Annotated in this window: 18 protein-coding genes; 6 read left to right on the top strand and 12 right to left on the bottom strand. The window is 69.9% G+C overall.

Going from position 1 to position 16,485, the window contains the following annotated elements; all coding sequences use genetic code 11:
• The first annotated feature begins 10 nt into the window (after window positions 1-10).
• Window positions 11-1,222 (top strand): acetate kinase, encoded by a 1,212-nt coding sequence (locus tag ACZ9QC_RS12350; RefSeq protein WP_472920199.1) that lies wholly within the window; start codon window positions 11-13, stop codon window positions 1,220-1,222.
• A 127-nt stretch (window positions 1,223-1,349) separates the two neighbouring features.
• Window positions 1,350-2,780, top strand: a complete 1,431-nt coding sequence (gene pyk / locus ACZ9QC_RS12355) for a pyruvate kinase (RefSeq protein ID WP_472920200.1) — start codon at window positions 1,350-1,352, stop codon at window positions 2,778-2,780.
• Window positions 2,781-2,909: 129 nt separating this feature from the next.
• On the opposite strand, the gene ACZ9QC_RS12360 is transcribed toward pyk, so the two are convergent.
• The 4 genes from ACZ9QC_RS12360 to ACZ9QC_RS12375 all read right to left on the bottom strand — a co-directional run bounded on the left by ACZ9QC_RS12360 (window position 2,910) and on the right by ACZ9QC_RS12375 (window position 7,397).
• Entirely contained in the window at window positions 2,910-4,310 is a 1,401-nt protein-coding gene (locus ACZ9QC_RS12360; RefSeq protein WP_472920201.1) for a hypothetical protein, read from the bottom strand.
• Window positions 4,300-4,923, bottom strand: coding sequence for a DUF6114 domain-containing protein (locus tag ACZ9QC_RS12365; protein WP_472920202.1), 624 nt, complete (start codon window positions 4,921-4,923; stop codon window positions 4,300-4,302). The genes ACZ9QC_RS12360 and ACZ9QC_RS12365 overlap by 11 nt, the downstream gene beginning before the upstream one ends.
• Before the next feature lie 165 nt (window positions 4,924-5,088).
• Entirely contained in the window at window positions 5,089-5,724 is a 636-nt protein-coding gene (locus ACZ9QC_RS12370) for a DUF6230 family protein (RefSeq protein WP_230220458.1), read from the bottom strand.
• 695 nt (window positions 5,725-6,419) lie between these two features.
• Window positions 6,420-7,397, bottom strand: coding sequence for a tetratricopeptide repeat protein (locus tag ACZ9QC_RS12375; protein ID WP_316725768.1), 978 nt, complete (start codon window positions 7,395-7,397; stop codon window positions 6,420-6,422).
• A gap of 187 nt (window positions 7,398-7,584) precedes the next feature.
• On the opposite strand from ACZ9QC_RS12375, the gene ACZ9QC_RS12380 reads away from it, so the two are divergent.
• Complete coding sequence (locus ACZ9QC_RS12380) at window positions 7,585-8,211, top strand: TetR/AcrR family transcriptional regulator (RefSeq protein ID WP_472920203.1); 627 nt, start codon at window positions 7,585-7,587, stop codon at window positions 8,209-8,211.
• 87 nt (window positions 8,212-8,298) lie between these two features.
• On the opposite strand, the gene ACZ9QC_RS12385 is transcribed toward ACZ9QC_RS12380, so the two are convergent.
• The 8 genes from ACZ9QC_RS12385 to ACZ9QC_RS12420 all read right to left on the bottom strand — a co-directional run bounded on the left by ACZ9QC_RS12385 (window position 8,299) and on the right by ACZ9QC_RS12420 (window position 14,180).
• A complete protein-coding gene (locus ACZ9QC_RS12385; RefSeq protein WP_472920204.1) occupies window positions 8,299-9,999 on the bottom strand; it encodes an acyl-CoA mutase large subunit family protein in 1,701 nt (566 codons plus the stop codon).
• A 73-nt stretch (window positions 10,000-10,072) separates the two neighbouring features.
• Complete coding sequence (locus ACZ9QC_RS12390) at window positions 10,073-10,411, bottom strand: DUF3817 domain-containing protein (RefSeq protein ID WP_184899520.1); 339 nt, start codon at window positions 10,409-10,411, stop codon at window positions 10,073-10,075.
• Window positions 10,412-10,467: 56 nt separating this feature from the next.
• Complete coding sequence (locus tag ACZ9QC_RS12395) at window positions 10,468-10,977, bottom strand: MarR family winged helix-turn-helix transcriptional regulator (RefSeq protein ID WP_472920205.1); 510 nt, start codon at window positions 10,975-10,977, stop codon at window positions 10,468-10,470.
• 224 nt (window positions 10,978-11,201) lie between these two features.
• Window positions 11,202-11,834 (bottom strand): TetR/AcrR family transcriptional regulator, encoded by a 633-nt coding sequence (locus ACZ9QC_RS12400; protein WP_472920206.1) that lies wholly within the window; start codon window positions 11,832-11,834, stop codon window positions 11,202-11,204.
• Between the two features lie 47 nt (window positions 11,835-11,881).
• A complete protein-coding gene (locus ACZ9QC_RS12405) occupies window positions 11,882-12,607 on the bottom strand; it encodes a DUF4166 domain-containing protein (RefSeq protein ID WP_472920207.1) in 726 nt (241 codons plus the stop codon).
• 5 nt (window positions 12,608-12,612) lie between these two features.
• On the bottom strand, window positions 12,613-13,359 hold the full coding sequence (locus tag ACZ9QC_RS12410) for a hypothetical protein (protein ID WP_472920208.1): 747 nt from the start codon (window positions 13,357-13,359) through the stop codon (window positions 12,613-12,615).
• 180 nt (window positions 13,360-13,539) lie between these two features.
• On the bottom strand, window positions 13,540-13,839 hold the full coding sequence (locus ACZ9QC_RS12415; protein ID WP_472920209.1) for an MTH1187 family thiamine-binding protein: 300 nt from the start codon (window positions 13,837-13,839) through the stop codon (window positions 13,540-13,542).
• Entirely contained in the window at window positions 13,836-14,180 is a 345-nt protein-coding gene (locus ACZ9QC_RS12420; RefSeq protein WP_472920210.1) for a DUF3817 domain-containing protein, read from the bottom strand. The genes ACZ9QC_RS12415 and ACZ9QC_RS12420 overlap by 4 nt, the downstream gene beginning before the upstream one ends.
• Window positions 14,181-14,334: 154 nt before the next feature.
• On the opposite strand from ACZ9QC_RS12420, the gene ACZ9QC_RS12425 reads away from it, so the two are divergent.
• From ACZ9QC_RS12425 to ACZ9QC_RS12435, 3 genes are read left to right on the top strand one after another with little or no spacing between them, the layout of a single operon-like run.
• Window positions 14,335-14,967, top strand: coding sequence for an AIM24 family protein (locus ACZ9QC_RS12425; protein WP_184903697.1), 633 nt, complete (start codon window positions 14,335-14,337; stop codon window positions 14,965-14,967).
• A gap of 1 nt (window position 14,968) precedes the next feature.
• Window positions 14,969-15,619 carry an AIM24 family protein gene (locus ACZ9QC_RS12430; protein ID WP_472920211.1) on the top strand — a complete coding sequence of 217 codons (651 nt, stop codon included), beginning with the start codon at window positions 14,969-14,971 and terminating at the stop codon, window positions 15,617-15,619.
• Between the two features lie 2 nt (window positions 15,620-15,621).
• Window positions 15,622-16,419, top strand: a complete 798-nt coding sequence (locus tag ACZ9QC_RS12435) for an AIM24 family protein (RefSeq protein WP_472921669.1) — start codon at window positions 15,622-15,624, stop codon at window positions 16,417-16,419.
• The last annotated feature ends 66 nt before the right edge of the window (window positions 16,420-16,485 follow it).

Below are 16,485 nucleotides of genomic sequence, written 5' to 3' on the forward strand. Positions count from 1 at the left end.
GCCGACCGCTGTGACCGCCACCCGCGTCCTCGTCCTCAACTCCGGTTCCTCCTCGGTCAAGTACCAGCTCCTCGACATGCGCGACAGCAGCCGCCTGGCCATGGGCCTGGTGGAGCGCATCGGCGAGGAGACCTCCCGGCTGAAGCACACCCCGCTCACCGACGGGGGTGCCTCCCGCGAGCGCACCGAGCCGATCGCCGACCACGAAGCCGCCCTGAAGGCCGTCGCCGAGGAGCTGGCCGAGGACGGCCTCGGCCTCGACTCCCCCGACCTGGCCGCCATCGGCCACCGCGTGGTGCACGGCGGGCAGAGCTTCACCCGGCCGACCGTGATCGACAGCGCCGTGCTCGCCGAGATCGAGCGGCTGATCCCGGTGGCACCGCTGCACAACCCGGCCAACCTCACCGGGATCAGGACCGCCCGGGCGCTGCGGCCCGACCTCCCGCAGGTCGCCGTGTTCGACACGGCGTTCCACACCACCATGCCGGAGTCGGCCGCCCGCTACGCCATCGACGTCGAGACGGCCGACGCGCTCCGCATTCGCCGATACGGCTTCCACGGCACCTCGCACGCCTATGTGTCCCGGGCGACGGCCGAACTGCTGGGCAAGGACCCGTCCGAGGTGAACGTCATCGTGCTGCACCTCGGCAACGGGGCGTCGGCCTCGGCGGTCGAGGGCGGCCGGTGCGTGGACACCTCCATGGGGCTGACGCCTTTGGAGGGGCTGGTGATGGGTACGCGGTCCGGAGACATGGACCCGGCCGTCATCTTTCATTTGATGCGCGTTGGCGGAATGTCCACGGACGAGATCGACACTCTCCTCAACAAGAAGAGCGGTCTGATCGGGCTGTGCGGCGACAACGACATGCGGGAAATCCGCCGGCGAATCGACGAGGGCGACGAGCGGGCGAAGCTGGCCTTCGACATCTACATTCACCGGTTGAAGAAGTACATCGGCGCCTACTACGCGGTGCTCGGCCGGGTGGACGCGGTCACGTTCACGGCCGGGGTCGGCGAGAACGCGGCGCCGGTGCGCGAGGCCGCCGTCGCCGGTCTGGAGGGCCTGGGCCTGGCCGTGGACGGCGACCTCAACGCCGTACGGGGGGACGCGCCGCGGCTGATCTCGCCGGCCGGTGCGCGGGTCGCCGTCGCGGTGGTCCCGACGGACGAGGAGCTGGAGATCGCGGCACAGACGTACGCCCTGGTCGAAAGGAACATCTGAGCCCTGAAAAGAACACCTGAGCGCCACCGGGCAATACACGCCGGTAACACGATTGAGCGCAGAGCCGCCCATATGCATTCCGCCAGACGGAATATTCCGTAGCGAAACAAACCGATAGGATCGTCCCATGCGCCGTTCGAAAATCGTCTGTACTCTCGGCCCCGCGGTCGACTCCCACGAGCAACTGGTGGCCCTCATCGAGGCCGGCATGAACGTGGCCCGTTTCAACTTCAGCCACGGCAGCCACGCCGAGCACCAGGGCCGCTACGACCGGCTCCGGGCCGCCGCCGCGGAGACCGGCAAGGCCATCGGTGTCCTCGCCGACCTCCAGGGCCCGAAGATCCGTCTGGAGACCTTCGCCGAGGGTCCGGTGGAGCTGGTGCGCGGTGACGAGTTCACCATCACCGCCGAGGACGTGCCGGGCGACAGGCAGATCTGCGGTACGACGTATAAGGGGCTGCCCGGGGACGTCTCCCCCGGCGACCAGGTGCTCATCAACGACGGCAACGTCGAGCTGAAGGTCCTGGAGGTCGACGGGCCGCGCGTGCGCACCGAGGTCGTCGAGGGCGGTGTCATCTCCGACCACAAGGGCATCAACCTGCCCGGCGCGGCCGTCAACGTGCCCGCGCTGTCCGAGAAGGACGTCGAGGACCTGCGGTTCGCGCTGCGCATGGGCTGTGACCTGGTGGCGCTGTCGTTCGTGCGGGACGCCAACGACGTGCGGGACGTCCACAAGGTGATGGACGAGGTGGGCCGCCGGGTCCCCGTCATCGCCAAGGTGGAGAAGCCGCAGGCGGTGGAGAACATGGAGGACGTCGTGATGGCGTTCGACGGCGTGATGGTCGCCCGTGGCGACCTGGCCGTCGAGTACCCGCTCGAGAAGGTCCCCATGGTGCAGAAGCGGCTCATCGAGCTGTGCCGCCGCAACGCCAAGCCGGTGATCGTGGCGACCCAGATGATGGAGTCGATGATCACCAACTCCCGTCCCACGCGCGCCGAGGCCTCCGACGTGGCCAACGCGATCCTGGACGGCGCGGACGCGGTCATGCTGTCGGCGGAGTCCAGCGTGGGCGCGTACCCGCTGGAGACCGTCCGGACGATGTCGAAGATCGTCACGGCGGCCGAGGAGGAGCTGCTCTCCAAGGGTCTGCAGCCGCTGGTGCCGGGCAAGAAGCCGCGTACGCAGGGCGGTTCGATCGCCCGTGCCGCCTGCGAGATCGCCGACTTCCTCGGCGGGCGGGCCCTGGTGGCGTTCACGCAGTCCGGTGACACCGCCCGTCGGCTCTCCCGCTATCGCGCGTCGCAGCCGATCATCGCGTACACCACCGACGAGTCCACCCGGAACCAGCTGGCGCTCAGCTGGGGTGTCGAGTCGCACGTCGTGCCGTTCGTGAACAGCACCGACGAGATGGTCGACCTGGTCGACCACGAGATGGTCAAGCTCAACCGCTTCAACGAGGGCGACATCGCGGTCATCACCGCCGGCTCGCCCCCCGGCGTCCCGGGCACCACCAACATGGTGCGGGTGCACCACCTGGGCGGCGGCGCCCGCGACTGACGCGGCCGTCACCGTCGTACGACAACGCTGAGGGCGCCTCCTGGGAACAGGGGGCGCCCTCAGTGCTGTGCGGCTCCCGGAACGGGTCCTGTGAGGGCCCGGTTTCCCGGGCCCGGGGTGACCGGCTGCTCAGTCGGTCATGAACTGGTGCATGCCGGGAACGGTGAGCGTTCCGCCGAACTGGCCCGCCTGGACGACCTTCACCTTGGTGAAGTAGATCAGCGGGATGTTCAGCGGCGGCGGGTGCTTGGGGTCGAAGGTCACCGGGATCAGACCGAGCAGGTTGCCGGAGATCTTCTCGGTGTACATGACCGTCTTGCCCTCGCGGATCGTGGACGTGGTGCCCTTGCCGGCCTGCACGTGGTAGGTCACGCCGGCCTGCTTGTCCTCGACCGTCTGGTGCAGGTCGCCGATGTCGGTGCCGTCGGATATGACGTACTTCAGCACCTCCTTGACCGAGCCGTCGGCGGTCTTCACCTTGACGACGCCCTGGTAGTCGGCGCCCTTCAGCAGCAGCGAGCTGGCGTCGAGATACCAGGGGTCGTTCGGCAGCGGCGGTATGCCCTTCTCCACGCCGCTCTCGTCGTCCGTGGCGACGGGGCAGCCCTCCAGGTCCGTGCTCTCGCTCGGCGAGGGGCTCGGCGTGGCGGTGGCGTCGTCCGTGGCGTCGTCGGCCGTCTTCTCCGTGTCCTCGGCGTCGCCGGTGACGTCCTTCGCGGCGTCCTCGACCTTGTCGGAGGCGTTGTCGGCGGTGTCCTTGGCGCCCTTGCCGGCGTCCGAGCCCGAGTCGTCCTTCTCGCCCTCGTCGGAGCCGGAGGCGTCGTCCGAGGGGGAGGGAGAGGGGGACGGGCTGGTGGACGTGGACGGAGCGGGGGTCTCCGTCTCCTTGTCGTCCGGCGTGAACAGGTCCTCGATGGCCGTGCCGATGTCCTCCAGCACGTTGCCGCCGCTGCCGGTCCCGGAGGTGTCGGCCGAGGGGGCCTCGCCGGAACCGGCCGTGTCGGTCGCGGACTTGTCGCTGTCGTCCGTCGACGACTCGTCCGAGGCGGAGCCGTCCGCGTCGTCGGAACCTGAATCCGACGACGCGGAGTCGTCCGTGGTCGTGTCGTCGGTGGCCGGGTCGCCGGAGGAGTTGCCGTCGCCGGCGGTGTCGTCGCCCGCGGACGTGTCCTCGTCCTTGCCCTCGTCCGTGGGGGCGGCGCTCTCCGAGGCCTCGGCGGACGGGGTGGGGGTCGGCGAGGCGGAGGCGTCGGCGCCCTCCTCGGCGGCCTCCAGTGCCTCCACGCAGTCCTTGTACTCGTCCGCCGTCAGGCTGAGCTTCGCCGGGTCGTCGGCGCGGGCGAGCGTCAGCGTGGGCGTGAAGCCCATGCCCATGAGGACCGCCGTCGGCATCGCCGCCAGGGCTATCGCCTTGCCCGCGGGCACGTTCAGCCTGGTGAGAAGGGGCTTCTTGGGCGCCGCGTGCCGCGGTCCGGATCTCGCACGGGACTCTCCCACCGAAGTCCCGTGGGTCACCTCGTCAGCCGGCACTGTGCCTCCCGTTCGTCCCGTTCGTGGGGGTGGTACCTGTCAGGTCGTCGCCCTCGCCGTTCGACGCCCCGCTCACCGAACCCGCTTCCGCGGGCTCCGGGGCGTCGCCCTTGTGCAGGGCGACCGCACCTTGCTGTGCCGTGTTCTCGGGGGCCGTGTCCTGCGGCACCGGCGTCCGCGACGGGGTCTTGTAGGTGGACGGCACCGCCGCCTCCTCGTGACCGGGCGCCCAGGCGATGGCCAGCGCACCGCCGATCAGGGAGAGCAGGAAGCCGACACCGAAGCCGCCGAGGTTGGAGACCGGGATGGACACGAGCGCCAGGAGGATCGCCGCCGTACCGGCGAAGGTGCGTACGTGCCGCTGGAACCAGAGGCTGACCCCGAGCACCACCAGCAGCACGCCGATGATGAGGGATCCCGCGCCGCCCGTCGTCGACATGGCGAGCGTCAGGTGGCCTATCTGGAGGTTCGCGTACGGCAGGTACATGATCGGGAAACCGCCGAGCAGGACCAACAGGCCCGCCCAGAAGGGACGTGAGCCCCTCCAGTCACTAAAGCGCCGCCGAAAGGCGCGGAGATAGTCTTCGTTCTGCCCCGTGGACTCGGCGCTCATGGACAACAGCTCCCTGGAACGGTGTTGCTGTGAGAAGTTCACGTACGTCACGTACGAGGACGACGTACGGAATTCAGGTACGGAGATCGCGTGCGCGGTGGAGCGCACGGCGAGAGGGACGGGCGGGCGAAGAAGCGCAGGCCCCCTCACCCGCCCAGGGAGTGCTCAGTAGCACTCCACGACGCCCTTGTGGAGCGACATCTTCAGGTTGCTCAGCTTGAAGGTTCCGGCGGTGGTCGCCCACGCCGTCTGCTTCACGCCGGTCAGCGAGGCCGAGTCGGCCTGCTGCGCGAACCCGTAGGGGTTGGCCTGCTCCGAGCCACCCTTCATGCCCGGACCCTTGTTGGCGTCCTTGGCCGCCACACCGATGTCGATGCCCTTGAAGACGGCGTCCGCCTCAAGGTCCTCGACGTCGATGTAGAGGTTCTCGGCCTCGACCTTCTTGCCACCGGTACCGGCGGTCAGCTTGAGGCTGACGCTGCCGAGCAGCGGGACACCCGGGGTGACGACCGACTGGCACATGTTGGTGATCGTCGCGGACTTGAACGCCGAAACGGCGACGGGGTGAACCGTCTTCTCGCCCTTGAGGGTGTAACCCTCGTCGAGCGCTCCGTACTGCGAGAAGCCCGTGCCGTCGAGCTGACCGGCCGTCACCTTGAACGACTGGCCCGACACACTGAACGACGCGGCGAGAGCACCCTGCGCGAGGGCGACACCTATCGCTGCCGTGGCGGCGACGCTGGGCACCATGACCACAGCGAACCGCTTCCATCTGGTCCCGCCACGCACCTGGGACTCCATATTTCCTCCTTCTCGGACGTACATCTCCTGACACCGGCTCGCCCCTTGGCGGCGGCTCAGCCGGACAGGGATGGGAGAAGTAGCTACGTCCTCGGGAAGGAGAGCGCCCGCGCTCGGTGGCGCGAAAAAGCGCCCGAATCACCGGCGATCACCCCCGAGCGACAACCACTGGTCGCGCCTGACACGCATCACGCACAACCTGCTGGACAGGCTCCGCGGTTGGCGGAGACCCCCCTGCCCAAGAGCCGGCGCCACTGTCGCCCGCTCTACTCGGTGGGGACCCACAAAACCCGTTGACCCGACTGGCTGGCGGGGTACGGGACAGGACCGAGCGTCGCCGATCGTGGTGCATTCTCGCCGCCCCCGCAAGGGGGGTCGTTACTGGCTAGTAACGGACGGATAACCGAACAACGACCCATCGGCATCGGCCAGCGACCCTGGGTGGCGCCGAGTGAGGCGACACATGGGCGGACAGTCGGACAGAGTCCGACAGAACGACGGGTTTCTCTTACTGCCAGTAACAGCGGCCGCGATTACCAAGATTTGGTAAAGCGCGGCCGCGGTATCGCTGTGTCGCCAAATCTCTCACTCGCGCACCACCCGCCCCGGCACTCCGGGACGGGGGTGCTCACGAGCCCCCCGGACCTCAGCCCGTCACAGCCAACGCTCAGCCGAGGCAGGGGTTCACGGACAGGTCAGAACAGGGCCCGCGCCAGCGACCGACGCGCCGCGGCCACCCGCGGGTCGTCACCGCCGACCACCTCGAAGAGCTCCAGCAGCCGCAGCCGTACGGCCTCCCGGTCGTCACCGGCCGTGCGCCGCACCGTGTCGATGAGTCGCCCGAACGCGTCCTCCACATGTCCGCCGACGAGGTCGAGGTCCGCCGCCGCGATCTGCGCCTGCGCGTCACCGGGGTTCTCGGCGGCCGCCTTGCGTACGTCCTGCGGATCGGCACCTTGCACGCGCTGGAGCAACTCGGCCTGCGCGAGGCCGAGTTTGGCCTCGGTGTTGCCCGGGTCGTCGCTCAGCACGTTCTTGTACGCCTGCACCGCGCCGCCGAAGTCGCCCGCGTCCAGGGCCCGTACGGCGGCTTCGAGCAGGTGGTCGTAGGGGCCGGCCGGGATCTCCGGGGCCGCCTCCACGGGGGCGCCGGACTCGGCGTCCGGGTCCACCACCAGGCCGGTGAGCCCGAAGCGCTGCTCGGCGACCTGGACGAGCTGGTCGAGGGTCGCGCGGATCTGCTGCTCGGGGGCGGCACCCTGGAAGAGCGGGAGGGCCTGTCCCGCGACGACGGCGAACACGGCCGGGATCCCCTGGATCCCGAACTGCTGCATCAACATCTGGTTGGCGTCGACATCGATCTTCGCGAGGACGAACTTGCCGTTGTACTCGACGGCGAGGCGCTCCAGCACCGGACTGAGCTGCTTGCAGGGCTGGCACCACTCGGCCCAGAAGTCGATGACGACGGGGACTTCGGTGGACCGCTGCAGGACCTCGCTCTCGAACCCGGCCTCGTCGACGTCGATGACCAGGTCGGCCGGGGAGACCGCCCCTCCTCCGCCCTGCCGGGCCGCTTCGGCGCGCGCCTGCTCCGCCTTCGCCTTGGCCTCCTGGGCCGCCTTCACCGCGGCGAGGTCGACGACTCCGCTCATGGACATGTTCCGTGGCTGCATGAGTACATCCTCCCCCTTCCGAGCACGCAGGTGAAAAGCGTCCTGGGCCAGGAGCCCGCCAGACTTTCGCTACGACCCGTAGCGTAACGGGCCCGGAGGCTCTCCTGTACCCCTCAGTACCCACTCCGCGGTGATCTGCCTCACGACGACGGGCAGGACTTGGACAACGGCCGGATATGGTCGGCGGATGCAGAGCAGCACCCCCGCCCCCCGCGCCACGGGCGGCCGTCCACGCAGCGCCGCCGCGGACACCGCGATCCTGGCAGCGACCCGTGCGGCGCTGGTCGAGCTGGGCTGGTCGAGGCTGACCCTGGGCGACGTGGCCGGCCGGGCGGGTGTCGCGAAGACGACCCTCTACCGCCGCTGGGCCGGCAAGAACGAACTCGTCGTGGACGCCGTGGCGGAGCTCTTCGACGAACTGCGCCTCCCCGACCGGGGCAGCCTGGCGGCCGACATCGAGGGCGTGGTGCTCCAGTTCGCGGCGATCCTGGCTCGCCCGGAGGCCAAGAGCGGCCTCATGGCCGTCGTCGCCGAGTCGACCCACGACGACGCCCTGCGCGAACGCATCCGCGCGTCCATCGTCGACCGCCAGAAACGCCTCGTCCTGGAGGGCCGCGCCCGCGCCCAGCTCCGCGGCGAACTCCCCCCGGAATCCGACCCCGCCACCGCCGCCCGCACCGTCGACCTCATCTTCGACGTCGTCGCGGGTGCGGTGGTCCACCGCACCCTGGTCAGCGCGGAACCGGCGGACGAGGAGTGGGCCCGCGGCTTCACGGCCCTGCTGCTGCACGGCCTGCGCAGGGGCGCCCCGTAAGTCAGCGTCCCGTAAGGGGCGCGAGGAACTGCGCGACCAGCCCCCACGCGCCCGCACCCGACGACGAACCCCCGAGGTGGCGGCTCCCTAGAACCCCGCAGGCTCCGTATACACCCCCCACTCCTCCCGCAGCACCCCGCAGATCTCCCCCAACGTCGCCTCGGCCCGCACCGCGTCCAGCATCGGACCGATCATGTTGGCCCCACCCCGCGCCGCCGCGAGCATCGCGTCGAGCGCGGACCGCACGGCCGCGTCGTCCCGCGCCCCCTTCCGCGCCGCGAGCACCCGCACCTGCTCCCGCTCCACCTCGTGACTGACCCGCAGGATCTCCAGGTCCCCGGTCACGGAGCCGTGGTGGACATTGACCCCGACGACCCGCTTCTCCCCCTTCTCCAGCGCCTGCTGGTACCGGAAGGCGGACTCCGCGATCTCCCCGGTGAACCACCCGTCCTCGATCCCCCGCAGGATCCCGGACGTGATCGGCCCGATCGGATGCACCCCGTCCGGATGCGCCCGCAGTCCCCGCTCCCTGATCTGGTCGAAGATCTTCTCGGCGTCGGCCTCGATACGGTCCGTCAGCTGCTCGACGTACCACGAACCACCCAGCGGATCGGCGACGTTGGCGACCCCGGTCTCCTCCATCAGCACCTGCTGCGTCCGCAGGGCGATCTCCGCGGCCTGCTCGGACGGCAACGCCAGCGTCTCGTCCAGCGCGTTGGTGTGCAGCGAGTTGGTCCCGCCGAGCACCGCCGACAGCGCCTCCACCGCCGTACGGACGACGTTGTTGTACGGCTGCTGCGCGGTCAGCGAGACCCCGGCGGTCTGGGTGTGGAACCGCAGCCACTGGGCCTTCTCCGTCCGCGCCCCGTACACGTCCCGCATCCACCGCGCCCAGATCCGGCGCGCCGCGCGGAACTTGGCGATCTCCTCGAAGAAGTCGACGTGCGCGTCGAAGAAGAAGGACAGCCCGGGCGCGAACACGTCGACGTCCAGCCCCCGACTGAGTCCCAGCTCCACGTAGCCGAAGCCGTCCGCGAGCGTGTACGCCAGCTCCTGCGCCGCCGTGGCCCCGGCCTCACGGATGTGGTAGCCGGAGACGGAGAGCGGCTTGTACGCGGGGATCTGGGCCGCGCAGTGCTCCATGAGGTCGCCGATGAGGCGCAGGTGCGGCTCGGGCTGGAAGAGCCACTCCTTCTGCGCGATGTACTCCTTGAAGATGTCGGTCTGCAGGGTGCCGTTGAGCACGCCCGGGTCGACGCCCTGCCGCTCGGCGGCCACGAGGTACATGCAGAAGACGGGGACGGCGGGCCCGCTGATCGTCATGGAGGTGGTGACGTCGCCCAGCGGGATGTCCTGGAACAGCACCTCCATGTCGGCGGCGGAGTCGATGGCGACCCCGCAGTGCCCCACCTCGCCGAGCGAGCGCGGCTCGTCGGAGTCCCGCCCCATGAGCGTCGGCATGTCGAAGGCGACGGACAGGCCCCCGCCCCCGTTGGCGAGGATCTTCTTGTACCGCTCGTTCGTCTGCTCCGCGTTCCCGAACCCCGCGAACTGGCGGATCGTCCAGGTCCGCCCCCGGTAGCCGGTCGCATACAGCCCGCGGGTGAAGGGGTACTCCCCCGGCCAGCCGATCCGCTCGAAGCCCTGGTACGCGTCCCCCGGCCGAGGCCCGTACACGGGCTCCACCGGGTCCCCGGAGAGCGTCGTGAAGTCGGCCTCCCGCTTCCGCGCGGAGTCGTAGCGTTCCTGCCAGCGGCGGCGGCCCTCTTCGATGGCGTCAGCGTCCATACCACCAATTTACTAGGACGTCCTAATAAATGTCGACGACAGACCGCCGTACGCGTCCGTACGGCGGTAGGGCCTACGCCTTGGCGGTCGCGAGCGAGCTGTCCTCGATCTTCGCTTCCAGCTCGCGGCTGACCTTGCGCTCCACGAAGAAGGCGGCCGTCGGGATCGTGCCCGCCAGCAGCACCCAGATCTGCTTCTTGACCGGCCACTTCGCCTTGGAGCCGAGATCGAAGGCGAAGACCAGGTACAGGACGTACAGCCAGCCGTGCGCGAGGCTGACCACGTACGTGAAGTCCGCGGCGCCGTCCAGTTCGAGCACGTACTTGCCGATCATGCCCAGGGTCAGCAGAACCAGCAGGACACCGGTGACGTAGGCCAGGACGCGGTAGCGGGTCAGCACGCTCTTTTTCATGCCCACGAGCGTAGCCACAGGTCCGGCACGATCTTCGAGCGCCCCTCGGTCGCCGCTCAGCTCTCCTCGAAGTCCCCCGCCGCCACCCGCAGCGGCCGGAGCATCGCGAAGATCTCCGCGCACTCCTCGGCGTCGTAGGCGCCGAGGCCGAAGTCCATGGACATCAGGTCACGGGTGGCCGCGTCGCAGACCTCGCGCCCCTTGTCGGTGATGGAGGCGAGGGTGCCCCGGCCGTCGTTGGGGTTCGGGCGCTTGTCGACGAGGCCGGACCGCACCAGGCGGTCGACGGTGTTCGTCACGGACGTGGGGTGCACCATGAGCCGCTCGCCGATCTTGGACATCGGCAGCTCACCCTTCTGCGAGAAGGTGAGCAGCACGAGGGCCTCGTAGCGCGCGAACGTCAGCCCGTACGGCTTGACCACCGCGTCGACCTCCGCCAGCAGGATCTGGTGGGCACGCATGATCGACGTGATCGCGGCCATGGACGGGACGTTTCCCCAGCGCTGCTTCCAGTGCTCGTCGGCGCGCGAGATGGGATCGAAGGAGAGGCTGAGCGGCTTCGGCACGGCACCGACCTTACCGGCCGGTCACATCCCGGTCAGCCCCGTCTCGCCTTTCGGTCGCCCTCTGGGGGCGCGGGGAACTGCGCGAACGGGGTCCGGGGCGGAGCCCCGAATCCTTGACGGGGGGTCGAAGGGGGCGCGCAGCCCCCTGGAGGATGGGCAGGGTAGGGGCGGCGGGGGCGAGAAAACCCGCCGCACCCACGGCCGACAGCCCCCGCAGCCGACGCTCACCGCCCCGCGACCCTCCGCAACTGATGCCGAACCGCCCGCTGCGCCACAGGCCCCAGCCCATCCAACGCCGCGACTACCCCCGCAAGCTGCTCAAGCGCCCCCAACGCCTCCCCCGCCCCCTCCGGATCAACCCCCTCATACAACTCCAGCCCCACAAAAGACGAAGCCACGGCCCGAGCCAACCCCCGGGCGTCGGCGAACTCCCCGAGTGGCGAAGCCGCGAGCACCCGCCGCAGCACCCCCTCCACCTCCGCGATCCACAGGTCCAGCCCCGCCGCCGTAGCCGGCGCCAGCCGAGGATGGGTCTGCGCCCCCGCCAGCAGCTGACCGAGCACCGCCACATGCCCCGCCGCCCGCTCCTCCACATGCATCTCCCGCCCGAAGGCCAGCAGTTCGGAGAGCGAGCCGATCGCCGCCATCCGCTCCCGGTGGCGGGCGACCCGCTGCTCCGCCCCGTACCGGCAGGCCTCCGCCAGCAGTTCGTCCACGGAGCCGAAGTGGTAGAAGACCAGCGCCTGGTTCACCCCGGCGGTCGCCGCGATCGTACGGGCGGAGGTCTTGGCGATCCCCTGCTCGACGAGCGTCCGCAGCGCGCCCTCCAACAGCTTCGTCCGCGTCGCCGCGCTCACACCCGCACCCCTCTCATACCGTCGCCCCGCTCACACCTGTGCCCCGCTCACGCCCGCGCCTCCTCACGGACCGGCCGCAACCCGGCCCGCACCCCGCACACCCGCACGTCCTGGTAGCTCGCGGTGAACGAGCCCTCGTAACCGAAGAGCGGCCCGAAGTGACGGTTCACCACCCGCACCTGGATCCGGAAGCGCCCCGTCCGCTCGTCGAACCGCTCCCGCACCTCGGCGTCGCCGCCGATGAGACCGGGGACCCGGACGTCGACCGGCCCCTCCCGGAAGCGGTGCTCGCCGGAGCGGATCAGCAGCGATCCATCGGGCTCCGCCGCGAAGTGCAGGTCGCTGGCGAGGTGCTGATGGGTGCCGAGGTAGTCGAGGACGCGGTCGCCCTTAGGGCTCAACACCATCTGGGCGTCGAACCGGCGCGGCCGGCCCGGCAGGTCGAAGGTACGCACGAAGGTCACCGTCTCACGGTCGAACCCGTCGACGTACGGCACGTTCTCGATGGTGAAGGGCACGTCGCGCCCCTCGCGCGGGACGAGGATGTTCCGGGTGCCCCCGAGCGCGAGGAACGGCTTCACCAGGCCCCGCCCGTGCCAGACACGGTCCATCACCCCCCGGCCCGTGCACGCCTGCCCGCTCGCCAGTCCGACCGAGAAGCGGCGGCGCAGCTCGGGATGGAGCCGTTCGAAGTCCGCACCCATGACCGTACGGAAGATCGAGGCCGGCGCGGTGGCGCGGGACGGGACGGTCCCCGGTGTCGTGGCATCCATGCCGATCATCCCTTCAGAGTCGCGAGCAGACGAGGCGCACGCGCACGTGCGGGTGCCTTCCGCACGCAGCGGCGGGCGGACGGGGTGCCGGGCAGTGGCGGTACGAGCAGGGCGGCCAGCACCGCCGACACGGCCAGGACCGGCGTCGCGAACAGCGCGAGCGGCGCCAGGGCGCCCGCCGGCTCCCCCAGCGCCCCGTACGCGAGCCCGGCGCAGGCGGCCACGACGGTCAGCCCGCGCACGACCGCCTCGGCCAGCCAGCGCCGCAGGGCGCGTTCGGGGGTGATGTCCCGCTCCAGCCAGAGACGGAGGCGGTCGAAGGACCAGGCGGTGGCCCAGCCCATGAGCGGGCGGAACAGCACACGGTCGGCGAGGGCGCCCGGGCGGCCCCAGCGGGGGCGGTAGTCGTAGCCGGTGAGGAAGCGGACGCCCGCGCCGTCCGGGACGTAGCGCCAGTAGCCGCTGCCCTCGGCGATCAGGGAGAGCGGGTGCGGCGAGGCGAACCGCAACACCGAGGTCCGGGTGCCGTCCGGGCGCTCCTTCTCCCCGGCCGAGACGCCGGTCCCGGCGACCGTCAGGCCGGGGAGCACGCGGGTGGCGTACCGGAAGCGCTGCGGCTCGCCGTCGCCGCGCGGGAGGTAGTCGATCTCCGTGAAGCGCAGGTCCCACCGCTGGTGGAGGGCCGGCTCCTGGGTGCGGGCCCACACCTCCTCCAGGTTCGCCCGTACTCGTGCCTCGATGTAGAGCCCCATCCGCGTTCCCCCAGGTCGGTGCCGTCACTGAGCCATTTTTGAGCGACTGCTCAATGTGCTGGACACGACCGTACTCCGATTTGAGCGATCGCTCAAACAGCACGGCACGAGAAAACCCCGGTCCGAAAGGACCGGGGTGGGGTTCTCAGAACGGCGACGGCGACCGCGTGCGGGACGCCGCTACGACGGCTCGGACAGGTGGCGTTCCACCGTCTCCACCTTGGAGGTGAGGCCGTCCGTCACGCCGGGGCGGATGTCGGCCTTGAGCACGAGGGAGACGCGGGGCACGCGCTCCTCGACGACGGCGACGGCTCGGCGCACGACGTCCATCACCTCGTCCCAGTCACCTTCTATCGAGGTGAACATGGCGTCCGTCCGGTTCGGCAGCCCCGATTCACGGACGACCCGTACGGCTTCGGCGACGTACTCCCCCACGTCCTCGCCGACCCCGAGGGGGGTCACGGAGAAGGCGACGATCACGCGTTCACGACCCCTTCCTTGCGGGCGCGGCCGGCGATCACCGCGTCCTCGGCCTCACGGCGCAGCTTGCGCTCGGCGAAGAAGCCGCCGGCGGGCAGGACGGCGAGGGCGAAGTAGAGCGCGGCGGTCTTCAGCGACCACTTCGTACGGTTCCAGGCGTCGGCCCAGAAGATCAGGTACAGGATGAAGAGGATGGCGTGGACCCAGCCCATCACGGGCACCGCGTTGAACTCCGTGGTCCGCTTGAGCACCGAGCAGACGAGAAGCAGCAGGAAGGAGACGGCCTCGGGGGCGGAGACGAGGCGCAGGCGGCGGAGGGCGGAGGCGGTCTTTATGTCCACGGGTCACCTTCGGTCTTTGTGAACGGAAGCACAAGCTCGGCCCATTCTGACATCCGCCGCCCCAGGGAGGCCCCCTAGGGTCCCTTCAGGGGCGAGATCCACCTCTGGGCCCTGTCCTGTCCGGCCATCGGCCGGTTAACGTCACCCCGTGGCAATGTTCCGACTTCAAGGCAGCAAGGTGCTGGCCGTCGACATGACCGGGGACGCCGTCAAGGCGAAGAACGGCTCGATGGTCGCCTACGACGGTCAGATGTCGTTCAAGAAGCTGAGCGGCGGCGGTGAGGGCCTGCGCGGGATGGTGACGCGGCGCCTCACGGGTGAACAGATGACGTTGATGGAGGTGACCGGGCAAGGGACCTGCTGGTTCGCGGACCGGGCCTCCGAGATCAACCTCGTGAATCTTCAGGGGGACAAGCTGTACGTGGAGTCGAGCAATCTGCTCGCGACGGACTCCGGGCTGCGTACGGGCACGAGCTTCACGGGGCTGCGCGGCGCCTCGCAGGGCAACGGCCTGTTCACCACGACCGTCGAGGGCCACGGCCAGGCGGCGATCATGTCCGACGGCCCGGCGGTGGTGCTGCGGGTGAGCCACCAGTACCCGCTGACGGTCGACCCGGGGGCGTACATCGCGCACCAGGGCAACCTCCAGCAGTCCTTCCAGTCCGGTGTGACGTTCCGCACGTTCATGGGCGAGGGCGGCGGCGAGGCGTTCCAGATCCGCTTCGAGGGCGACGGACTCGTGTACGTCCAGCCCAGCGAGCGCAACACGGTGGCGGGGGACGTCTGACATGGCCTTCCGTGAGATCAACTCGAAGATGATCGAGGCGACCGTGCTGCCGGGCCAGCGGCTGTTCAGCCAGCGCGGCGCGATGCTCGCCTACAAGGGCGAGGTGTCGTTCACCCCCAACATGCAGGGCGGGCAGGGCGGCATCGCGTCGATGATCGGCCGCCGGGTGGCGGGCGAGGCGACCCCGCTGATGACCGTCGAGGGCAGCGGCACGGTCCTGTTCGGGCACGGCGGTCACCACATCCAGGTGATCAACCTGACCGGCGAGACCCTCTACGTCGAGGCCGACCGCCTGCTGGCCTTCGACGGCACCCTCCAGCAGGGCACGATGTTCATGGGCTCGCAGGGCGGCGTCATGGGCATGGTCCGGGGCCAGGTGACGGGCCAGGGCCTGTTCACCACCACCCTCAAGGGCCACGGCGCCGTCGCCGTCATGGCGCACGGCGGGGTGATCGAGGTCCCGATCACGCCCCAGCGCCCGGTCCATGTCGACCCGCAGGCGTACGTGGCGCACCACGGCGACGTACGCAACAAGCTGTCCACCGCGCTCGGCTGGCGCGACATGGTGGGCCGGGGCTCCGGCGAGGCGTTCCAGCTGGAGCTGAGCGGCAGTGGTGCGGTGTACGTCCAGGCCTCGGAGGAGAAGCTGTGAGCATGTACGGGGCCCCGGTCGCCGGACCGACCGTCCACGACCCGATGACGCTGCCGTCCGACGACAACGTCAACAACTACACCTTCTGCGTGGAGCTCAAGGGGAGCCAGTGGTTCCTGCAGAAGGGCAAGATGATCGCCTACTACGGCCAGATGGAGTTCAACGGCATCGGGCACGGCCGTCTCGGCGGTCTCGTCCGTACGTCGTTCCATTCGCCTCTGCACGCGAGCGACTGGGTCGTGGCCGAGGGGTCCGGCAAGATGCTCCTCGCCGACCGGGCCTTCGACGTCAATTCATATGACCTGGAGGACGGCAACCTCACCATTCGCTCGGGCAACCTCCTCGCTTTTCAGCCAAGTCTTTCGCTGAAGCAGTCCATCGTCCCGGGCTTTCTGACCCTCATCGGCACGGGCAAGTTCGTGGCGGCCTCCAACGGCCCGGTGGTGTTCATGGAACCCCCCATCCGGGTCGACCCGCAGGCCCTGGTCGGGTGGGCCGACTGCCCCTCGCCGTGCCACCACTACGACCACAGCTACATGGCCGGTGTCATGGGCGGTCTACGTGCGATGACGGGCATCGGCGGGGCGTCCGGCGAGGAGCACCAGTTCGAGTTCGTCGGGGCGGGCACGGTGCTGCTCCAGTCGTCCGAGACACTCATGGCCGAGCAGGCCACGGGCATGGTCCCGCACGAGCCGGGCGTACCCGGCGGCGGTGGGGTACCCGGGCATCCCGGACAGCCGGCGGGGGCACCGCGCCTTCCCGGACAGCTGGGGGACCTGCAGCGTCGCTTCGGGCTGTGAGCGGTAGTCTGCGGAGTGTGACATCGAACGTGTGCGCGTTGTCATGCTCCACACCCGTAAGACCCG

It is taken from the genome of Streptomyces sp. HUAS MS02, assembly GCF_055702265.1.

What these genes read in the sequence shown, in the direction of transcription:
- pyk (WP_472920200.1), top strand. Translation starts at nt 1,350, where the DNA reads ATGCGCCGTTCGAAAATCGTCTGTACTCTCGGCCCCGCGGTCGACTCC.
- ACZ9QC_RS12380 (WP_472920203.1), top strand. Translation starts at nt 7,585, where the DNA reads ATGCAGAGCAGCACCCCCGCCCCCCGCGCCACGGGCGGCCGTCCACGC.
- ACZ9QC_RS12410 (WP_472920208.1), bottom strand. Translation starts at nt 13,359, where the DNA reads ATGGGGCTCTACATCGAGGCACGAGTACGGGCGAACCTGGAGGAGGTG.
- ACZ9QC_RS12405 (WP_472920207.1), bottom strand. Translation starts at nt 12,607, where the DNA reads ATGGATGCCACGACACCGGGGACCGTCCCGTCCCGCGCCACCGCGCCG.
- ACZ9QC_RS12425 (WP_184903697.1), top strand. Translation starts at nt 14,335, where the DNA reads ATGTTCCGACTTCAAGGCAGCAAGGTGCTGGCCGTCGACATGACCGGG.
- ACZ9QC_RS12370 (WP_230220458.1), bottom strand. Translation starts at nt 5,724, where the DNA reads ATGGAGTCCCAGGTGCGTGGCGGGACCAGATGGAAGCGGTTCGCTGTG.
- ACZ9QC_RS12435 (WP_472921669.1), top strand. Translation starts at nt 15,622, where the DNA reads ATGTACGGGGCCCCGGTCGCCGGACCGACCGTCCACGACCCGATGACG.
- ACZ9QC_RS12365 (WP_472920202.1), bottom strand. Translation starts at nt 4,923, where the DNA reads ATGAGCGCCGAGTCCACGGGGCAGAACGAAGACTATCTCCGCGCCTTT.
- ACZ9QC_RS12430 (WP_472920211.1), top strand. Translation starts at nt 14,969, where the DNA reads ATGGCCTTCCGTGAGATCAACTCGAAGATGATCGAGGCGACCGTGCTG.
- ACZ9QC_RS12385 (WP_472920204.1), bottom strand. Translation starts at nt 9,999, where the DNA reads ATGGACGCTGACGCCATCGAAGAGGGCCGCCGCCGCTGGCAGGAACGC.
- ACZ9QC_RS12390 (WP_184899520.1), bottom strand. Translation starts at nt 10,411, where the DNA reads ATGAAAAAGAGCGTGCTGACCCGCTACCGCGTCCTGGCCTACGTCACC.
- ACZ9QC_RS12375 (WP_316725768.1), bottom strand. Translation starts at nt 7,397, where the DNA reads ATGCAGCCACGGAACATGTCCATGAGCGGAGTCGTCGACCTCGCCGCG.